Source organism: Acidobacteriota bacterium, assembly GCA_026393755.1.
GTDB lineage: Bacteria > Acidobacteriota > Vicinamibacteria > Vicinamibacterales > JAKQTR01 > JBAXOX01.
Genome location: JAPKZO010000001.1, coordinates 16,965 through 35,220, shown reverse-complemented (window position 1 = coordinate 35,220; position 18,256 = coordinate 16,965). Strand labels below are relative to the sequence as shown.

The following is an 18,256-nucleotide window of genomic DNA, read 5'->3' as shown; positions in this document are numbered from 1 at the left end:
TCCTGGCCTCGAACGAGGCTTCGTACATCACGGGGCAGGTCCTTGCCGTCAACGGCGGGATGTATACGTAGGAGGATGCATGTCTGCGGTTGCTGACAAGGTCAAGAAGATCATTGTGGACCAGCTGGGCGTCGACGAAGAAGAAGTGACGCAGGACGCGTCGTTCGTGGACGATCTCGGCGCGGACTCGCTCGACACGGTCGAGCTGGTGATGGCGTTCGAAGAGGAGTTCGGGATCGAGATCCCGGATGAGGACGCCGAGAAGATCACCCGCGTGAAGGAAGCCATCGATTACATCGAAGCCCACTCGAAAAAGAAGTAGTTGGGCGTCCCGACGGAGGCTCAGGTGAACAGGCGCGTTGTTGTGACGGGCGTCGGGTTGGTGTCGCCGCTTGGCGTCGGCACCGACGTGACATGGGCGGGTCTCTGCGCGGGCCGCAGTGGCGCGGGCCGCATTACGAAGTTCGACCCCTCGGCGTTCGCCGCGCAGATCGCGCACGAAGTCAAGGATTTCGACCCGCTGCAGTTCGTGGAGAAGAAGGACGTCAAGAAGATGGACGTCTTCATCCACTACGCGATTGCCGCCTCCCGATTCGCGGTGACCGATGCGGGACTCGTCATCGGGCCGGACAATGCGACTCGCATCGGCGTGTTCATTGCCTCGGGCATCGGCGGATTCGGCACCATCGAGCGCGAGCACAAGGCGCTGCTCGAAGGCGGCCCGCGGAAGATCTCGCCGTTCTTCATTCCGGCGTCCATCATCAACCTGGCGTCCGGCCAGGTCTCGATTCGCCTGGGCGCCAAGGGCCCGAACCTGGCCACGTGCACGGCGTGCTCGGCGTCCGCGCACGCGGTGGGCGATGCCTACGAGATCATCAAGCGCGGTGCGGCCGACGCGATGATCGTCGGCGGCTCAGAGGCGGCGATTACGCCCCTGGCGGTCGGTGGATTTGCCGCCATGCGGGCGCTCTCGACGCGCAACGGCGAGCCGGAGCGGGCCAGCCGCCCGTTCGACAAGGACCGCGACGGCTTTGTCATGGGCGAGGGCGCCGGCGTGCTGGTGCTCGAGGAACTCGAGCAGGCCCGTCGCCGCGGCGCAAGCATCTACGCGGAGGTCGTCGGTTACGGCATGACCGCCGATGCGTTTCACATCACCGCGCCATCGGACGACGGCGATGGCGCCATTCGCGCCATGAGCATGGCGATCAGCTCGGCCGGCGCGACTCCCGCGCAGGTGAACTACATCAACGCGCATGGGACGTCGACCCCCTTCAACGACCGGCTGGAGACGCTCGCCATCAAGACGCTCTTTGGTGAGCACGCCCGCCGCGTGGCCGTGTCGTCCACCAAGTCGATGACCGGCCATCTGCTCGGCGCCTCCGGCGGCCTCGAAGCCGCCATCATCGCCCTCGCCATTCGTCACCAGACGATGCCGCCGACGATCAACCAGGACACGCCCGATCCCGAGTGCGATCTCGACTACATCCCCTGGAAGGCCCGCACCGCCCCCCTCACGTACGCGTTGTCGAATTCGTTCGGGTTTGGCGGGACCAATGCCGCCATCCTAATGCGCCGCTTTGACGGCTGAGATCCGAGGTCACCTCCCCATGAAGATCGCGGTCTGCATCAAGCAGGTTCCGGCGCGCGACTGGCAGCCGCGCGTCAACGACGAACGAACGTGGGTGCGGGATCAGGACGCCTCGTTCGAGCTGAACGAGGCTGATGCCTACGCCCTCGAAGAAAGCCTGCGGCTCAAAGAGAAGCACGGCGGCGAAGTGGTGGTGTGCTCGGCGGGGCCGCCCAGGGTGGCGCAGGCTCTTCGGGAAGCGCTCGCGCGGGGGGCGGACCGGGCGATTCATGTCGAAGACGACGATCTGGCTCGAGGTGATGCGTTCGCGGTCGCAGAGGCGCTCGCCTCGGCGATGCGGGACGAGCAGTTCGATCTCGTGCTTACCGGACTGCAGTCCGACGATCAGGGCTTTGCCCAGACCGGAGTCGTGCTGGCCGCGACGCTGGGCATCGCGTCGGCGACGATCATCATGGAGGTCGACGTCCAGCCGGGCGCAGTCCGCGTCAAGCGGGAGCTCGAGGGCGGGTGGTTCCAGTTCGTGACGCTGCCGCTGCCGGCGGTCCTGACCATCCAGAGCGGGATCAACCAGCTGCGGTACGCCACGCTCAAGGGCATCATGGCCGCCAAGAAGAAGGAGATCCGCAAAGTGTCCCCGGCCGGGCCTGTCGCCTCCCGACAGCGGATCGTCAGCCTGTATGTGCCGGAAAAGAAGAAGCACACGGAGATGATCGGCGGCTCAGCCGCCGAGGCGGCCAAGGAACTTGTCCGACGGCTTCGCGACGAAGCTCGGGTGATTACATGATCCTCGTTATCGCGGAACAGCAGGGTGGAACGCTCAATCGCATCAGCCTGGAGACCATCGCGGCGGCCCAGCAGACTGGCAGCCCGGTGAAGGTCGCTGTGCCAGGCGCGGACGTGTCGGCGGCGGCAGTGGTGCTGGCCGCCGCCCAGGTGGCCGAAGTCCTGTGCGTGCAGGCCGCGGCCCTCGAGGCCTACACGCTCGACGGCTACGTGGCGGCCCTCGCGCAGGTGATCGAGAACGAGAAGCCCGACCATGTGTTTCTGCCCCACACGTACCTGACGCGCGACTTCGCACCGGCGCTGGCCGTGAAGCTGGGAGTGGCGCTCGTGACTGATTGTGTCGCGGTGCGATGGCAGGACGGCGCGCTGATTGCGGCGCGGCCGATGTTCCAGGGACGTCTGCTGGCCGATGTGGCGACCAGTGGCCCTGCGCTGGTCTCGTTCCAGATTGGCGCGGTTCGCGCCGACAGCCTCGTCAATGGCGACACACCGGCGCCCGTCCGCACTGTGACCGTCACGATCGACTCGGCCGCCATTCGGCAGAAGCCGGAGGCCCCGTTCCGAGAGGCCAGGCAAGCCGTCGATCTGTCGCAGGCGGAGCGCATCGTGTCGGTCGGGCGCGGCATCAAGGAGCAGGACAAGATCGAGCTGGCCCGGCAACTGGCGGCCGCGATGGGCGCCGAACTCGGGGCCTCGCGGCCGATCTGCGACGCGGGCTGGCTGCCGATGGATCGACAGGTGGGCAGTTCGGGTCAGACCGTGGCGCCCAAGCTCTATCTCGCGCTTGGCATCTCCGGCGCGATCCAGCATCTGGTCGGCATGAAGGGCGCCCGCACGATCGTCGCGATCAACAAGGATCCCGAGGCGCCCATCTTCGAAGTCGCGGACTACGGCATTGTGGGAGACCTGTTCGACGTCGTGCCCGCCATGCTCAAGGAGTTGCAGGGCTAGTGCACCCAGCGGAGATTTGGATCTTCCGCTTCGTCGTCCTCGCGTTTGCGGCGGCCTTTGCGGCCCAGATCGCGACGCGTCTGCGGCTGTTTCTTCGGGCGCCCGACAACATCCGCGTTCCTGACGGCGAGTCTGGAGTCCGGATCTGGCGCATCGTTCGTGAAGTCATCTTCCAATCGCGAACCATCGCCGAGCGGCCGCTGGTGGGGTTGGCCCACCTGGGCGTGTTCTGGGGCTTCTGCGCGTTCGCGCTGTTCACCTCCGTCGAATTCCTGCGCGGGCTCGGCGTCGCGGATCTGACCGCGACCGAGTGGTTCGCGACCTACGCCCTGCTGCTGGTGCCGTTTGCCCTGGCCGTCCTGGTCGGCATCACGGGCCTGATCCTCCGGCGCGTGTTCGCGCGGCCTCCGGCGCTCGGAACGTCGATCTCGAAGGAATCCGTGCTGATCGGCGGCTTCATCATCACGCTGATGGTGACGTTCCTGCTCGACTTCACGCTGACCGAGGGCGTTCCCGCGCACGTCAACTGGTGGGTGCACGAACTGGTGATTCTCGGCTTCATGGTGGTGATTCCCGGGTCGAAACACTTTCATCTGCTCGTGTCGCCCGCCACGGTGTATCTCCGATCGAGCACCCTCGGGACCGTGCCGAATCTCGACTTCGAGCGGGAGCAGGTCGGTCTCGAGACGCTGAAGGACGTCGAACGCAAACAGGTGCTTGACGCGTTCACGTGCGTGGAATGCGGCCGATGTCAGGTGAACTGCCCGGCCCACGCCACCGGAAAGCTCTTGAACCCGAAGACGTTGATTCTGCAGCAGGAGGACGCGCTGCTGGCGGGCAAGATGGAGGCGAAACTGGCCGACATCGTCGACGCCACGGTGCTGTGGCAGTGCACGACGTGCGGGGCGTGCGAGAATCAGTGCCCCGTGGGCGTGGAGCATCTGCCGCTGGTCATCGGCGCCCGCCGGGGCCTCGTGTCGAATGGCGAGGCGCCCGATGCGCTCGGTGCGGTCTACAACCACATCGAGCGGCGCGGCAACATCTGGGGCCTCGGCGCCGACCAGCGCCAGAAGTTTGTGCAGGCTGCCGGGCTCGAGATCTTCGATTCGGCGAAACATGAGTACCTGATGTGGCTCGGGTGCGCGGGCTCGTACGAGGCGGACTTCCAGAAGAGCCTGCGATCCCTGTTCGAGATTCTCCGGTCGCGAGGAGTGACCTTCGGCGTACTCGCGAAAGAGCGGTGCACGGGCGACGTCGCGAAACGGACCGGCAACGAGTATCAGTTCCAGGAGCTCGCGCGCGCCAACATCGAGGACTTCCGTAAGGCGGGCGTCAGGAAGATCCTCACATCGTGTCCACACTGCCTGCGCACGATCGGTGTCGACTACCAGGACTTCGGGTTTGCCGTTGAGGTCGTCCACTCGTCCGTGCTCGTCGCCGCACTCACCAGGGACATTGCCGTGCCGGTGACCACCCGGGTGACGTTTCACGATCCCTGTTATCTGGGGCGCTACAGCCGGCATACCGAGGAGCCGCGCACCCTGCTGCAGCGGTTCGGGGCGGCCATCTCCGAGCCGGCACGCCACGGCACGAATCCATTCTGCTGCGGGGCCGGAGGCGGGCTCCTTTTTGAAGAGCACGAGGCCGGCACGCGCATCAGCCAGGAACGGTTTGAGCAACTGCAGGCCACTGGCGCGTCGACCATCGTCACGGCGTGTCCCTTCTGCTCGATCATGCTGAAGGGCGCCCAGGCATCGGCCGGATCGGCCGGATCGGCCGTCGAACTTGTCGACCTGATGACGTTTGTCGAAGGAAAACTGAAGACCGTCCAGTGAACGAACCTTCCTGGCAGGGCTCCCGTCTCAAGCGCGCCCAGGTCGCGGCGATCGCCGCCGTCGGATATCCCCTTATCGCGATGCTCGGCAGGACGTTCCGCTGGCGGGTGAGTGGACTCGAACACCTCGATGCGGTGGTCTCTTCCGGCCGCCAGCCCATTCTATGTCTGTGGCACGGCCGAATCCTGCCCGGGACGGTCTTTCTGAAACGGCGGGGCATTGTCGTCATCACCAGCCAGAACTTCGATGGCGAGTGGATTGCGCGCATCATCCAGCGCTTCGGATTCGGTGTCGTGCGCGGGTCGAGTTCGCGCAACGCGGCCGGCGCGCTGCGGCAGATGGTCCGCGAAATGAGGGCTGGCCATCCAACCGCCTTCACCATTGATGGACCGCGGGGACCGGCCGGGATCGCCAAGGCCGGCGCCGTGTGGCTCGCGATGGCGAGCGGCTGCCCGGTCGTCCCGTTCCACATCGAAGCCGAACGTTTCTGGACGCTCCGCAGCTGGGACCAGGCACAGATTCCCAAGCCGTTCAGCCGCGTCGCCTTCGTCGTCGGCGAACCGCTCGACGTGCCCAGGGAACTCGACGAGGCCGGAATCGAACTTCACCGGCAACAACTCGAGACCCGGCTGACGGCGTTGCGCGACCGGGCGAGAGCCCTGGCCGGGAAGGAGCCGTGATGCCGATCGCGATCGTCACGTCTGATCGCTGCGCGCTCCATCAGCCGCCGCCGGGACACCCGGAGCGACCCGAGCGCCACGACGTCATGTCGGTCGTGGCAGAACAGTGGCGCAACCGGGGTGCGCAGGTGATCGAGCCGGACGGGGCGACGCGTGAACAGCTGGAAAGGGTCCACCTCCCGGCGTACCTCGACCAGCTCGAGGCGACGGCAGGGCAGGCGGTGATGCTGGATCCTGACACCTTTACTTCCCCCGAATCGTGGGAAGTCGCCACCGTGGCCGCCGGCGCCGCGCTCAAGGCCGTCGACACCGTGCTCGACGGAACAGTCACCCGAGCGGCTGCCCTGGTTCGTCCACCTGGTCACCACGCTGAGCCGTCTCGCGCGATGGGATTCTGCCTGCTGAACAACGTGGCGATTGCCGCAGCCGAGGCGCTCGCACGCGGCGTCGATCGAGTCGCGATCGTCGATTTCGACGTGCATCACGGCAACGGAACCCAGCGCGCGTTCCTCGCGGACCCGCGGGTCTTGTTCGTCTCCATCCACCAGTGGCCGTATTACCCGGGTTCGGGACACGAGTCCGAGGTTGGCGCCGGTGACGGCACGGGCTACACGGTGAACGTCCCGATGGACGCCGGTGCCACCGACGAGGATTACGACAGCGTCATGCGCCGGGTCGTCGTGCCGATCGTGACGCGGTTCAATCCCGGCCTGATGCTGGTCTCGGCCGGCTATGACGCGCATGAACTGGACCCGCTCGGGGGCATGCGCATGACGGACGCGGGCTACGCACGCCTGATGCGTCATCTCGTTGCCATCGCGGACCAGTCGTCCCTGGGCCGGCTCGTGATGGTGACCGAGGGCGGGTATCATCTCCCCGCGCTGGCGGCGTCGCTGGACGCGTCGCTTCGCGTACTCAGCGGGGACGCCGATCGGCCAGCCGACGGCACGGCCCGGGCCGACGCCGCGCGTTCGGTTCGCGGTGACGCGGCCGTCGAACGGGTGCGCACGGCGCAGTGCCGATACTGGCGTGGACTATAATTCGTGAAGCATGAGTGAGTATCAACCGCTGGTCATCGAGAAGAAGTGGCAGCAGCGCTGGGCCGATTCCCGGGCGTTCGAAGTCTCCGAGGATCCATCCAGGCCGAAGTTCTACTGCCTTGAGATGTTCGCGTACCCGTCAGGGCACGCCCACGTGGGTCACGTCCGCAACTACATGATTGGCGACGTGATGGCGCGCACCAAGCGGATGCGCGGCTTCAACGTGCTGCATCCGTTCGGGTGGGACGCTTTCGGGATGCCCGCAGAGAACGCGGCCATCAAGAGCGGCATCCATCCCGAGACATCCACGCTGGCCAACATCGCCCACATGAAAGGGCAGTTGCAGCGCCTCGGCATCAGCTACGCGTGGGAGCGTGAACTGGCCACGTGCTTGCCCGAGTACTACAAGTGGAACCAGTGGCTGTTTCTCCGCATGTTCGAGCGCGATCTGGCGTACCGCAAGCGCTCGTCAGTCAACTGGTGTCCGTCGTGCCAGACCGTGCTCGCCAACGAGCAGGTGGTGGACGGCGGGTGCTGGCGCTGCGGGACGCTGGTGGGAAGCCGTGATCTCGATCAGTGGGTGCTGCGAATCACGCATTTTGCCGATGAGCTGCTGCAGGCGATCGACGGGTTGACCGGCTGGCCGGAAAAGGTCCTGACGATGCAGCGGAACTGGATCGGACGATCCGTGGGCACGCGCGTGCGGTTTCCGCTGGTGCCTCAATTCGGATCCGGCGGTTCGGTGGACATCGAGGTCTTTACGACGCGGATCGACACGATCTTCGGCGCGACGTTCGTGCTGCTGGCCCCCGAACACGAACTGGTCGAGCGCATGGCGGCCGAGTCTCCCGATCCGGCGGCCTTCCGTGAGGCGAACAACCGGTTTCGACGGCAGGACCGGAGCGCCCGCCTGACGGGCGAGGTCGAGAAGGAGGGTTTCAGCACCGGGCGGTTCGCGATCAACCCGTTCACCGGCGAGCACGTGCCTGTCTGGGTCGCCAATTTCGTGCTGGGGGAGTACGGCACGGGCGCCGTGATGGCTGTTCCCGCGCACGACCAGCGCGACTTCGAGTTCGCCACGAAGTACCAGCTGCCCATCCGCGTCGTCATCCAGCCTGAAGGCGATGGCGCGGCGGCGCTCAAGTCGGAAACGATGACCGCCGCGTACGAGGGCCCTGGGCGTGTGATGGCGTCCGGCGAGTATGACGGGCTGTGGTCAACCGATGCGATCGACGTCATGACCGGCAAGGCCGAGCGCCGGGCGATCGGCCGGCGGACCGTGCAGTTCAGGCTGAAGGACTGGGGGATCTCGCGACAGCGGTACTGGGGCACGCCCATTCCCATCATCTACTGCGAGCGATGCGGCATGGTGCCCGTGCCGGACTCCGCGCTCCCGGTGGTGTTGCCGAAGATCGCCGAATTCACCGGGCGCGGCAGCTCGCCGCTTGCGAGCGTGCCCGAGTTCGTCAATACGCCGTGTCCGACGTGCGGGGCGCCCGCGCGGCGCGAGACCGATACGATGGACACGTTCGTGGATTCGTCGTGGTACTTCTATCGCTTCTGCGATTCGACCAACGATCAGTTGCCGTTCGACCCGGCAAAGGTCAAGTACTGGGGGCCGGTCGATTTCTACAGTGGAGGCGTCGAGCACGCGATCCTGCATCTGATCTACTCGCGCTTCTTCGCGCGGGTGTTCCGCGAACTCGGGATGGTCACTCACGACGAGCCGTTCTCTCGCCTGCTGACCCAGGGGATGGTGCTGAAGGACGGCGCCGTGATGTCGAAGTCGAAGGGCAACGTAGTTGACCCCGACGACATGATCACCAAATACGGCGCCGATGCGCTGCGGCTCTATGTGATGTTCGTGGCGCCGCCCGAGAAGGAAGTGGAGTGGAGCGACGCCGGACTTGATGGTGCGTTCCGGTTTCTGATGCGGGTCTGGCGGGTTGTGCAGGCGTGGCGCGAGCCGATGGCGTCAGGGGCCGTGCCGATCGTCGCGAGCGAATTGACCGACGCCGAGCGGGTGCTGAGGCGCAAGACACACGAGACGATTCGGCGGGTCACGCTCGATCTGGATCCCCGCGTCCACCTCAACACCGCCGTGTCGGCGCTGATGGAACTGGTCAACGAGCTCTACCTGTTCACCGAACAGCACACGCACGCCGGACGGCCGGGCAGGAGAGCCGACGAAGACGTGAAGGCCGAGTCCGAGAGACCCCAGACGCTCGCGGTCCTGTCTGAGGCCATCACGGCGCTGGTGCTGATGCTGTCGCCCTTCACGCCTCACATGGCCGAGGAGCTGTGGGAACAGTTGGGCCACGAGGACGGGATCATCCGTGCGTCGTGGCCGACGTTTGATCCCGACGTGGCGAAGGCGGACGAGGTCGTGATTCCCGTGCAGGTCAATGGGAAGCTGCGAGGGAGGATCACGGTCCCAGCCGACAGCGCTGAAGAGGACATCCGGGCCGCCGCGCTGGCAGACCCGGCGGTCGCCGCGCACGTTCACGGCAAGACGGTCAGGAAAGTGATCGTTGCCAAGGGCAAACTGGTCAGCATCGTTGTGCAGTAGGAGACACGTGCGCACGTTCCTCAAGATCGTCATCATCACCGTCCTGGCGGCGCACACGGCCGCGTGCGGCTACACGCTCGCGGGCCGGGGCTCGTTCCTGCCGGCCTACATCAAGACAGTCGGGATTCCGGAGTTCACCAACGCGACGCCGTACTTCGAAGTCGAGCAGCTGTTTACCGACAAGATCCGATCCGAGTTGATCGGGCGGGGGAAGTACCAGGTGCTGCCGCAGCGGACGGGCGTCGACGCGCTGCTCCGGGGTTCGATCGCGAGCATGACGATTACGCCGGCCAACTTCAACCAGCAGCAGCAGGCCACCCGGTTCGTCATCACGATCACGACGTCGATTGAACTGGTGGACCTCAAGACGAACAAGAACCTCTGGGAGAATCCCAGCATGGTGTTTCGCGAGGAATACGATCTGCCGGCAGACCAGCAGGCTGGAGACGCCGCGGCCTTTTTTGGGCAGAGTTCGAATGCGCTGCAGCGAGTCGCGACGGATTTCGCGCGAACCGTCATCAGTTCCATCCTGGAAGCGTTCTAGACCCAGATGGCAGAGAAGACCCCACCAAGTCTTTCGCCCGCGGCGCTCGAGCAGCAGCTCGCTTCGGGACGCGTGCAGCCGGTGTACCTGTTGATTGGGCCCGACGACGAGGTCAAGACACGCCTGGTGGCGCGACTGGCAGAGACGGTCGAGGAAGACCTCCGGGCGTTCAATTTCGACAAGGTGTATCCGGCCGAGCAGCGTGACGAGGCGCGCAGACAGTTCTGGAACCTGATGCAACTGGTGAGAACGCTTCCGCTGATGGCACCGAGGCGGATCGTCGTCGTCGCTCACGCCGAGCGGCTCATGCCCATCTTCAAACAGACAGACGATGACGTGCCCGGCGACGGGGCGGATAGGTCTGGCAAACGCGGCAAGAAGGGCCTGCCGAAGGCCGCCGGCGAGGCCGAACTGGAAGCGCTCGAGCAGTATCTGCTCTCGCCCTCGCCAGAAACCGCCCTCGTCTTCGTGGCGGGGCCCGAGCTGAAGCGCAATCTCAAGCCAGTGGTGTTGATTGAGAAGCACGCGACGGTGGTCGACTGCGATCCGCTGTCGGACGCCGGCGATGCCGCGGCGTGGGTCAAGGCAGAAGCCGCCAAAGAGGGTATTCGGATCGAGCCCGGGGCCGTGATGCTGCTGGCAAGACTGTCCGGGGGCGACATCACGCGCCTGCGGGCCGAGTTCGAGCGAGCGCTGCTGTTTGCGTCTGGTGACGGCCTGATGACCGAGGCCGCGGTGCAGGAGGTGGCGAGCGCGCCGACGACGCAGGATCCCTGGGCGATGACCAACGCGATCGGCAGCGGTGATGCCAGAGGCGCGCTACGCGAACTGGCGCTCAAGTTCGATCAGGGCGAGATTCCGGTGATGATCCTCGGGCAACTGGGCTGGTTCACGCGGACCAAGCTCGCGTCGGCCCGCGTCGGACGTGGCGTCGATGCCCTGTTCCGAACCGATCTGGCGCTCAAGACCACGCGCCAGGACCCGCGCGTCCTGCTGGAGCGTCTCGTCGTCGAGTTATGTGGAGAAGGCGACCGCCGAAGAAGCTAGACTCTCCTCACAGCCCCGAGCCCCCGGGGACGCAACCGAAGGTGAGAAGCAATAGCCATCGTAGTCAGATCGAGAGGATGTGAGGCATTCTCGTATGCTGACGCCGGCCCGTCGTCGTATCGTTGCCAGGGTTTCGCTGACGCTGCTCGCGTTCCTGGCGGCGATCGTGGTGGCGGGGCAGCAGACCCAGCCACCCCCGGCGTTTCGTGCCGGCGTGGTCCTGGTACCGGTGGACGTCCGGGCCGTCGACGCGGATGGCCGCCCGGTCACCGACCTCACAGCCGCGGATTTCACGGTCTTCGAAGACGGCGTCAGACAATCGATCGCGCACTTTTCCACTCAGTCCCATCTGGCACAGGCCTTCGCGAAGACGCCGCCCAGAACGTTTGCCCTGGTGTTTGGCGCCGGCCGTATGAACAGACCGGGCCAGATCATCGAGGCCGTCATCGACTTCGTGCGTTCCCGCCTGCGACCCGACGACCGTGTCGGCCTCGTGGCGTATCACCACGCAACCGACTTGACGACGGATCACGACGCGGTCGTCCGGCTGCTCGAGCGGTATCTGGCGCGCAACGAGCAGATCGAGAAGGCACTCGATCGGGACTTGAGCGTCCGCGTCGCCGCCCCGAACTATGCGTTAGAGGAGGACACTCGACTGGCCATCCGGACGCTGTTCGACGCGCCTGGGTTGCCGGCCGTACACGTCTTGCCTGACGGCGCGGGAGGCTGGGGACTTCGTTACATGAATTCCTTTTACCTAGGAGGTGCGGTCGAGTACTTGCGACATGTCGAAGGCGAGAAGCACCTCGTGTTTCTGTCGGAAGACGGGTCCCGACTTCCCGCGCGCCCTGAGTGGCTTGCCCATAGGGCAGCGGCTGCGCGTGTGACCGTTTCTCTGATTACGCAGGAAACACCGCGCGGACGAGTGCAGGGACGGCCATTCACCGCAACTGATTCGTTCGACGCGTCGCTCAGCCGGCTTGGAGTAAGCGCCATCAGAGGCCTGGCCGAGCAGACCGGCGGCAGCGTGTCATTCTACGAGCCCGCAGCCACAGCGCTCACTCGGCTCGCGCACGCGACGAGTTTTCAGTACCTGCTCGGCTACTACCCGACCGCCCCTCCCCCCGACGGACAATATCGACGACTCCGAGTTACCGTCAAGCGGCGGGGTATGACCGTCCTGTACCGTCACGGCTACGAGGCGCAGCCGATGGGTGACAAGCCGCTCGACACGCCGCTCGATGTTCGCCCTGTCCTGACCGAGAGCCGCATCCGCGAGGAGGAAAGTCGCCCGTGGCCACCAGTATCAGAGGTCGGGCCGCATTTCATATGGAGTCCCTGCAGAAGCTTGTCAGGGTCGGTCGTGCCCGCCAAGACAGGCGAGGCGCTGGTCAACGTGGCCATGGTGATTGATCCGTCGAAGTTGTTCTTCAGACGGGAGGGGGACCAGTTCACCGCCAATCTTGATGTGGCGCTATTCGTGGACGATGCCCAGGGCAGGCGGATCGGGGAGGGATGGGAACGTCTCGATCTAACGCTTGATCCGCCCGCGTATTCGAGTGGGAAGGAGCAGATTCCACGCACGGTCGCCGTCAATGTCACGCGCCGTCCGGCCCGCGTGACGGTGATCATCTACGAGTACGATTCGGACCATGCGTTCAAGAACGTCTCGGTACTGCGGTAGCACCTACACTTCCGCACGGACAGGGACTCCGGCGATGGAAGGCAGGTTGACTAGGCCTTCTTGGCGGCGGTTCCGGCAGCGACCTTCGTCTGGAGTCTGGACTTGTACCGGGCGCCCGCGTTCTTGTGGATCACGCCCTTGGCGACCATCCGGTCAATCAGCGACACGGTGGCCTTCAGCTCGTCCTTGGCCTTCAGGAACTCATCTTCGTCGATCAACGCGCGGATCGCTCTGAGGGCATTCCTGAGCTTGGACCGGAACTGCCGGTTGTGCTCACGGTGGACGACGTTCTGACGGTGCGCCTTGAGCGCGGATGCATGACTGGCCACAGGATCCTCTGAAACTCTATACCCCACGGGCTGGCCCCATGCCGGCCCATGAACTTCCAATCATAGCATTTCGCGGCCGCTGGCGCGAGGCCGAGGCAGCGACGAAAACTTCCGGGGAGCGACAACTTCCGCCGGTCGATCCCCCCGGTTCCTGTGGCTTCAGGTGGTGGGAGAGGCCAGAGGGTCCTTTGGTCCTTGTGCAGCCGCGCGCCACCACGAGCACACCAGTGCCGTCGCGATCCCGGCGAGCCCTGATGGCATCACCCTTGCCTCTACGAGAAGGCAGCGGCGGTCGTGTTGAACACCGAACGGCCTGCTTCACGACGGGCCAGATGCATGAAGCAGATGCGGCAAACAGAGCTGGGACGAGTCGAATCGGTACTGCTCGCGCTTGAGAACAAGCGGCCAGACGTCGTGGCGCACAGCCGCCGTGTCGCTGCCTACTCGGTCCGACTCGCGTCCCAATACGGGTTCGATGCCGCGACCATCGAGACCATCAGGATGGGTGCGTTGCTGCACGACGTGGGCAAGTTGCTGGTGCCGTCGCGCATCCTCGACAAGCCCCGCCGTCCCAACGCCCGCGAATGGCGCGACTTGAAGATCCACCCGGAGTTGGGGATGGAGATCGCGCATCGCTGCGGATTCGACGATGACGTGTGCAGTATCGTGCTGTCACACCACGAGCGGTACGACGGATCCGGCTATCCGGATGGCGTCGGCAGGGAATACATCCACTTCACCGTCAGGATCGTCAGCGTCATGGACTCGTTCGACGCGCTGACCAGCTCACGCGATTACCGCAATTGCATGGGTATTGATGCGGCCAGGACGCTGATTGCGCGTGGATCCGGGAGCCAGTTCTGTCCGTGGGTGGTCAGCGGCCTGCTCGGCCTGCCGCCGCAGATTCTCAACCTGGGATCGGCTCACGCGGGAAGGGATCGTCAACAGGCTGAGGGAGACGCCGTCATGCCGCTCGAGCAGATCGCCCAGCCGTGGCACGCGACGTCAGCCGCCGCTCTCTGCGCCTGCTGACCGAAAACGGAAAAGGGGTCGGACCAATTTTCGCTATGGCTCCCGCGAAAACAGGTCCGACCCCTTTTCTCGCTAGCGGCGGTAGCTGTAAATCTCGAAGTCGCCCGACGCCGGCTTGGAATCGCTGTATCGCGCCACGGGTTGTCCGTCGGAGTTGAGGACGACGGTCTTGTAAAGGGTGCGAACACCAAGGGGCCTGGGGGCGGCCATCGCCTGGTTCCGTGCGGCGGCGGCGGCCGCGGAAAGCGGACTGATGTTCTGCACGCGATCAACGTAGTTCCGGGTCTCCCGGTACGGGGGCACGGCGTTCCCGTACTTCTCAACGGCCTCGGGGCCGGCGTTGTACGCCGCCAGCGCGAGTGTCTCGTCGTTGCCGTAGCGGTCGAGCAGGGTCCTCAGGTACCGAACGCCCCCACGAATGTTGTCTTCGGGGTCGTAGGCGTTGGCCACCCCGGAATCCAGGGCAGTCCCCGGCATGAGCTGCATCAGGCCCATGGCGCCTTTCGGCGAGCGGGCCCGCGGGTTGTAGCCGGATTCCACCTGGATGACCGCCCGGACCAAGTCCGTCCTGACGCCGTTTGCCGCCGAGTGACGCTGAATCAGGTCGTCGAATTGGCCCTCGTACTCACCCGATGGCGGGCGAGTCGCGGTGATCGCCCTGCTGGCCCCTGGAACCGCATAGGTCTTGTACTCGCCCCCTCCCCGCGGCGGGGCGTCACTCAGCGCGAGGTTTCCGTTCGGGTCGTGCGAAAGGTAGATCTGCGCCTCTCCCGGCCCGGCGAAGGCCAGTGTCACGATTCCGAACACGAGCGCAGCGATCAACCGGGATGGCGTCATAGTCTTCCACTGTCGTATCGGCGCGAGCGCGTCCCGACTTTAGCCCTCCAGCAGGTGCGCGATGGTAGTTCGGGCCGTGGCCATCAATTCGTCGAGTTTCTCCGGGCTCTTGCCTCCGGCCTCTGCAAAATCCGGCCGTCCGCCGCCCCCGCCGCCGACGATTGGCGCTACCAGCTTGACCAGTTTCCCCGCATGGACCCTGGCCGTCAAGTCCGCGGTCACCGACACGACCACCTGAACCCGCCCGTCTCCTGCGGCGCCGAGGACCACGATACCAGAACCCAGCCTGGTTTTGAGCGAATCGGCCAACTCGCGCAGCGCGCTCTTGTCCAGGTCGACCACCTTACGGGTGAGCACTTTGGCCGTTCCGATCGTGACTACGTCGCCGGCCTCGTCCGCCCCTCCACCCACCGCGGCCTTCATCTTGAGCTGGCTGACCTCTCGGGTGAGGCGCTTGACTTCTCCTTGCAGCCGCTCGATCACGTCGACGGCCTGATCGGAGGGGACATTCAGACGGCTGAGCATATTGTCGATCGTGCGGCGCTGGGCCTGCATATGCGCGACAGCCTCGGCTCCCGTAATCGCCTCGATTCGGCGGACCCCCGCGGCGATGCCGCCCTCAGCGATCACGATGAACGGCCCGATGTCGCCGGTCGCCTTCACGTGAGTACCGCCGCACAGCTCGAGGCTGAATCCCGGTACTGCAACGACGCGCACCGTGTCGCCGTACTTCTCGCCAAAGAGCGCCGTGGCGCCGGCGGCCATCGCCTCCTGTGTCGAGCGCACCTGCGTGTCGACCTGAGTATTTCTGAAGACCTGCTGGTTGACGAGGCGCTCGGTCTGCGCGAGCTCGTCGGGGCTGAGGCCGGTGAAATGGACGAAGTCGAAGCGAAGCCGATCGGGCGTCACCAGCGAACCGGCCTGCTTGACGTGAGCGCCGAGGACCTGTCTCAAAGCGGCCTGGAGCAGATGTGTGGCCGTGTGATTCCGTCTCGTCGCATCCCGCAGGGAGACGTCGACCTGCGCGTCGACCAGATCACCCGGCTTGAGCGAGCCTCGGGTGACGCGCACGCGATGGAGTCTCGGCCAGCGACTGCCGCCGCGGGCCATGCCTGCAACGACGGCATCGGCCGACTGGTCACTGGCCGCCAGACGCCCCACATCAGAGGCTTGTCCACCCGATTCGAGATAGAACGGCGTCTTCGCGAGCGCGACGTATCCGATGGCGCCCTCGCCGAGGGCCGCGGCTTCCCGCCCCTCCGCGTCAAGGACGGCGACAATCGGAACGCCCGTCAGTCTCGTCTGGTCGTAGCCCTCGAACGCGTCGCCTGTCTGCTCGAGGGCCGCGCGCGTGTGGTCGCCGATCGTGAAGGTCGCGACGGCGGCCGCGCCGCCGAACCCGCTGCTGGCCCGTGCCCGCGTCTTCTGCGCCTCCATAGCGTGATCGAAACCCGGCTTGTCGAGCGCGAGGTTCCGCTGCGCCGCGACGTCTTCGATGAAGTCGTATGGCAGGCCGTACGAATCGTACAGGCGAAACACCTCGTCACCCGCCACCGGGCCAGGTGCCGATCGGTCCAGCAGGTCCTCGAGGCGCGGCAGACCGGTGACCAGGAGGGATTCGAAGCGTTCCTCCTCGCTGTGAACGATCTTCGTGACGTAATCCTGTCCGGACCGCAGTTCGGGATAGGCATCGCCCATCTTCCTCACGAGAACCTCGACGAGGCGGTACAAGAAGGGCTCGGTCAGACCCAGCCTGTTGCCGTGGCGCATCGCGCGGCGCATGATCTTGCGCAGCACGTAACCGCGCCACTCGTTCGAGGGCACGACCCCATCGGCAACCAGGAATGCGGTGGCCCGGACATGATCGGCGATGACCCGCATCGACACGTCGGCCGGATCCATCGTTCCGCCATGCCGTCTGTCGGTCATCGCGCCGATCGCGTCGAAGAGGGGCGAAAACAAGTCCGTGTCGTAGTTCGACGTGACGCCCTGCATGATGGCCGTGATGCGCTCGAGCCCCATGCCGGTGTCGATCGAGGGCGCGGGCAGGGGTTGCAGGGACCCGTCCGGCTGGCGGTCGAACTCCATGAAGACGTTGTTCCAGACCTCGACAAACCGATCGCACGAGCACTCGAGCCCGCGGCACACGGGTTCCGTGCACGGCACCGTATCGCCCCGGTAGTAATGGATCTCGGAGCAGCGGCCGCACGGCCCCGTCTCGCCCATGGCCCAGAAGTTGTCGGCGGCGCCCAGTTCATAGATGCGTCCGGCCGGCAGCACCCGCCGCCAGTACCCGTAGGCCTCGTCGTCTCGGGGAACCGCCTGGTCGCCGGCGAAGACGGTAGCGTTGAGACGATCGGCCGGCAGCTTCCATACGTCGGTCAACAGCGACCACGCGAGCGCGATGGCATCCTGTTTGAAGTAGTCGCCAAACGAGAAATTGCCGAGCATCTCGAAAAAAGTATGGTGCCTCAGTGACGGTCCGACGTTCTCAAGATCATTGTGCTTGCCGCTGACGCGCATGCACTTCTGCGAACTGGTCGCGCGGCGGTAATCGCGGCGGTCCTTCCCGAGAAATACGTCCTTGAACTGGTTCATCCCCGCGTTGGTGAACAGCAGCGTGGGATCATCGGCCGGCACCAGGGGCGCACTGTGGATGATGCGATGACCGTGCTGTTCGAAAAACTCGAGATAACTTCGCCGAAGTTCGTTCGAGGTCATTCGCCCATTGTATCAAGGGGATCCCGGATCACGGGATCTGGATCGGCCGCGCGGCTCTGTCGAGCCGCTGCGTCACTCTCCGGCATCTGGCTCGTCAGGCGTCCCGCCGCGTTTCCAGTACGGCTTCAGCGCCTCGCGCACGATCGACGGAGAGAATCCGCGACGGAACAAGGCGCTGTACAGCCGGCGGTACGTCGCCGGATCCCCGACGACGCGCCGGCCGTGCATTCGTGACGCAAGCACTCGGCTGGCAAGCCCGAGTTCGTCGGCGTCGGTCAGGATCTCGTCCAGAGCGCCCCGCACCAGATCGGATCGGAAGCCCATCGCTTCGAGCTCCCGCTGCGCGCGCTGGCGGCCGCGGAGTTTGATGACGACCAGGGTCCGGGCGCAGGCGCGAACGGCCCGTGTCTCGTCGATCGCCCGATTGTCGGTGAGCCGGACGACGACCGCCTCGGCCAGCTCGGGCGCGAACCCCCGGTCAGTCAGCTTTGTCGTGACGGCGGCGGCGGACAACTCGCGGGCGGAAAGCCACCGCAGCGCCAGAGCGTACGCGGCGCGACGCGCCTGCTCGGGATCGAGCGGAGGAGCGGGTGACGTTGTTCGGCGCACGACCTTG

The 18,256-nt window shown here is 65.5% G+C and carries 16 protein-coding genes; 12 read left to right on the top strand and 4 right to left on the bottom strand.

The genetic code is table 11. The features are described 5' to 3' along the window. The first annotated feature begins 79 nt into the window (after positions 1-79). The 11 genes from acpP to NTV05_00120 all read left to right on the top strand — a co-directional run bounded on the left by acpP (position 80) and on the right by NTV05_00120 (position 12,721). Positions 80-322, top strand: coding sequence for an acyl carrier protein (gene acpP / locus NTV05_00170; protein ID MCX6542816.1), 243 nt, complete (start codon positions 80-82; stop codon positions 320-322). A 24-nt stretch (positions 323-346) separates the two neighbouring features. Beyond that, positions 347-1,588: a beta-ketoacyl-ACP synthase II gene (gene fabF / locus NTV05_00165; GenBank protein MCX6542815.1), complete on the top strand. Its 1,242-nt coding sequence runs from the start codon at positions 347-349 to the stop codon at positions 1,586-1,588. Positions 1,589-1,607: 19 nt separating this feature from the next. Next, positions 1,608-2,372 carry an electron transfer flavoprotein subunit beta/FixA family protein gene (locus NTV05_00160; protein MCX6542814.1) on the top strand — a complete coding sequence of 255 codons (765 nt, stop codon included), beginning with the start codon at positions 1,608-1,610 and terminating at the stop codon, positions 2,370-2,372. Next, positions 2,369-3,322: an electron transfer flavoprotein subunit alpha/FixB family protein gene (locus tag NTV05_00155; GenBank protein ID MCX6542813.1), complete on the top strand. Its 954-nt coding sequence runs from the start codon at positions 2,369-2,371 to the stop codon at positions 3,320-3,322. Before NTV05_00160 ends, NTV05_00155 begins: the two co-directional genes overlap by 4 nt. Further along, a complete protein-coding gene (locus tag NTV05_00150; protein MCX6542812.1) occupies positions 3,322-5,157 on the top strand; it encodes a (Fe-S)-binding protein in 1,836 nt (611 codons plus the stop codon). Before NTV05_00155 ends, NTV05_00150 begins: the two co-directional genes overlap by 1 nt. After that, the gene (locus tag NTV05_00145) at positions 5,154-5,837 is read left to right on the top strand and encodes a lysophospholipid acyltransferase family protein (GenBank protein MCX6542811.1); all 684 of its coding nucleotides are present in this window, start codon (positions 5,154-5,156) and stop codon (positions 5,835-5,837) included. The genes NTV05_00150 and NTV05_00145 overlap by 4 nt, the downstream gene beginning before the upstream one ends. Next, positions 5,837-6,877, top strand: coding sequence for a histone deacetylase (locus tag NTV05_00140; GenBank protein MCX6542810.1), 1,041 nt, complete (start codon positions 5,837-5,839; stop codon positions 6,875-6,877). Before NTV05_00145 ends, NTV05_00140 begins: the two co-directional genes overlap by 1 nt. A gap of 10 nt (positions 6,878-6,887) precedes the next feature. After that, on the top strand, positions 6,888-9,446 hold the full coding sequence (gene leuS, locus NTV05_00135; protein ID MCX6542809.1) for a leucine--tRNA ligase: 2,559 nt from the start codon (positions 6,888-6,890) through the stop codon (positions 9,444-9,446). 7 nt (positions 9,447-9,453) lie between these two features. Further along, the gene (lptE, locus tag NTV05_00130) at positions 9,454-9,990 is read left to right on the top strand and encodes an LPS assembly lipoprotein LptE (GenBank protein MCX6542808.1); all 537 of its coding nucleotides are present in this window, start codon (positions 9,454-9,456) and stop codon (positions 9,988-9,990) included. A 6-nt stretch (positions 9,991-9,996) separates the two neighbouring features. Continuing rightward, the gene (gene holA, locus NTV05_00125; protein MCX6542807.1) at positions 9,997-11,037 is read left to right on the top strand and encodes a DNA polymerase III subunit delta; all 1,041 of its coding nucleotides are present in this window, start codon (positions 9,997-9,999) and stop codon (positions 11,035-11,037) included. A 79-nt stretch (positions 11,038-11,116) separates the two neighbouring features. Then, positions 11,117-12,721 carry a VWA domain-containing protein gene (locus tag NTV05_00120; protein MCX6542806.1) on the top strand — a complete coding sequence of 535 codons (1,605 nt, stop codon included), beginning with the start codon at positions 11,117-11,119 and terminating at the stop codon, positions 12,719-12,721. Between the two features lie 50 nt (positions 12,722-12,771). On the opposite strand, the gene rpsT is transcribed toward NTV05_00120, so the two are convergent. Beyond that, on the bottom strand, positions 12,772-13,050 hold the full coding sequence (rpsT, locus tag NTV05_00115) for a 30S ribosomal protein S20 (GenBank protein MCX6542805.1): 279 nt from the start codon (positions 13,048-13,050) through the stop codon (positions 12,772-12,774). Positions 13,051-13,386: 336 nt separating this feature from the next. On the opposite strand from rpsT, the gene NTV05_00110 reads away from it, so the two are divergent. After that, positions 13,387-14,082, top strand: coding sequence for an HD domain-containing protein (locus NTV05_00110; protein MCX6542804.1), 696 nt, complete (start codon positions 13,387-13,389; stop codon positions 14,080-14,082). A 72-nt stretch (positions 14,083-14,154) separates the two neighbouring features. Here NTV05_00110 and NTV05_00105 read toward each other — a convergent pair whose 3' ends face one another. The 3 genes from NTV05_00105 to NTV05_00095 form a co-directional block, all read right to left on the bottom strand. Next, positions 14,155-14,919 carry a lytic transglycosylase domain-containing protein gene (locus NTV05_00105; protein ID MCX6542803.1) on the bottom strand — a complete coding sequence of 255 codons (765 nt, stop codon included), beginning with the start codon at positions 14,917-14,919 and terminating at the stop codon, positions 14,155-14,157. Positions 14,920-14,958: 39 nt separating this feature from the next. Continuing rightward, complete coding sequence (alaS, locus tag NTV05_00100; GenBank protein MCX6542802.1) at positions 14,959-17,640, bottom strand: alanine--tRNA ligase; 2,682 nt, start codon at positions 17,638-17,640, stop codon at positions 14,959-14,961. A gap of 72 nt (positions 17,641-17,712) precedes the next feature. After that, positions 17,713-18,249, bottom strand: coding sequence for a regulatory protein RecX (locus NTV05_00095; GenBank protein MCX6542801.1), 537 nt, complete (start codon positions 18,247-18,249; stop codon positions 17,713-17,715). Positions 18,250-18,256 lie beyond the last annotated feature (7 nt).

Excerpts from the sequence above, each read along its gene's own strand:
- acpP (MCX6542816.1), top strand. The coding sequence starts at position 80 with ATGTCTGCGGTTGCTGACAAGGTCAAGAAGATCATTGTGGACCAGCTG.
- NTV05_00160 (MCX6542814.1), top strand. The coding sequence starts at position 1,608 with ATGAAGATCGCGGTCTGCATCAAGCAGGTTCCGGCGCGCGACTGGCAG.
- NTV05_00155 (MCX6542813.1), top strand. The coding sequence starts at position 2,369 with ATGATCCTCGTTATCGCGGAACAGCAGGGTGGAACGCTCAATCGCATC.
- NTV05_00140 (MCX6542810.1), top strand. The coding sequence starts at position 5,837 with ATGCCGATCGCGATCGTCACGTCTGATCGCTGCGCGCTCCATCAGCCG.
- leuS (MCX6542809.1), top strand. The coding sequence starts at position 6,888 with ATGAGTGAGTATCAACCGCTGGTCATCGAGAAGAAGTGGCAGCAGCGC.
- holA (MCX6542807.1), top strand. The coding sequence starts at position 9,997 with ATGGCAGAGAAGACCCCACCAAGTCTTTCGCCCGCGGCGCTCGAGCAG.
- NTV05_00110 (MCX6542804.1), top strand. The coding sequence starts at position 13,387 with ATGAAGCAGATGCGGCAAACAGAGCTGGGACGAGTCGAATCGGTACTG.
- NTV05_00105 (MCX6542803.1), bottom strand. The coding sequence starts at position 14,919 with ATGACGCCATCCCGGTTGATCGCTGCGCTCGTGTTCGGAATCGTGACA.
- alaS (MCX6542802.1), bottom strand. The coding sequence starts at position 17,640 with ATGACCTCGAACGAACTTCGGCGAAGTTATCTCGAGTTTTTCGAACAG.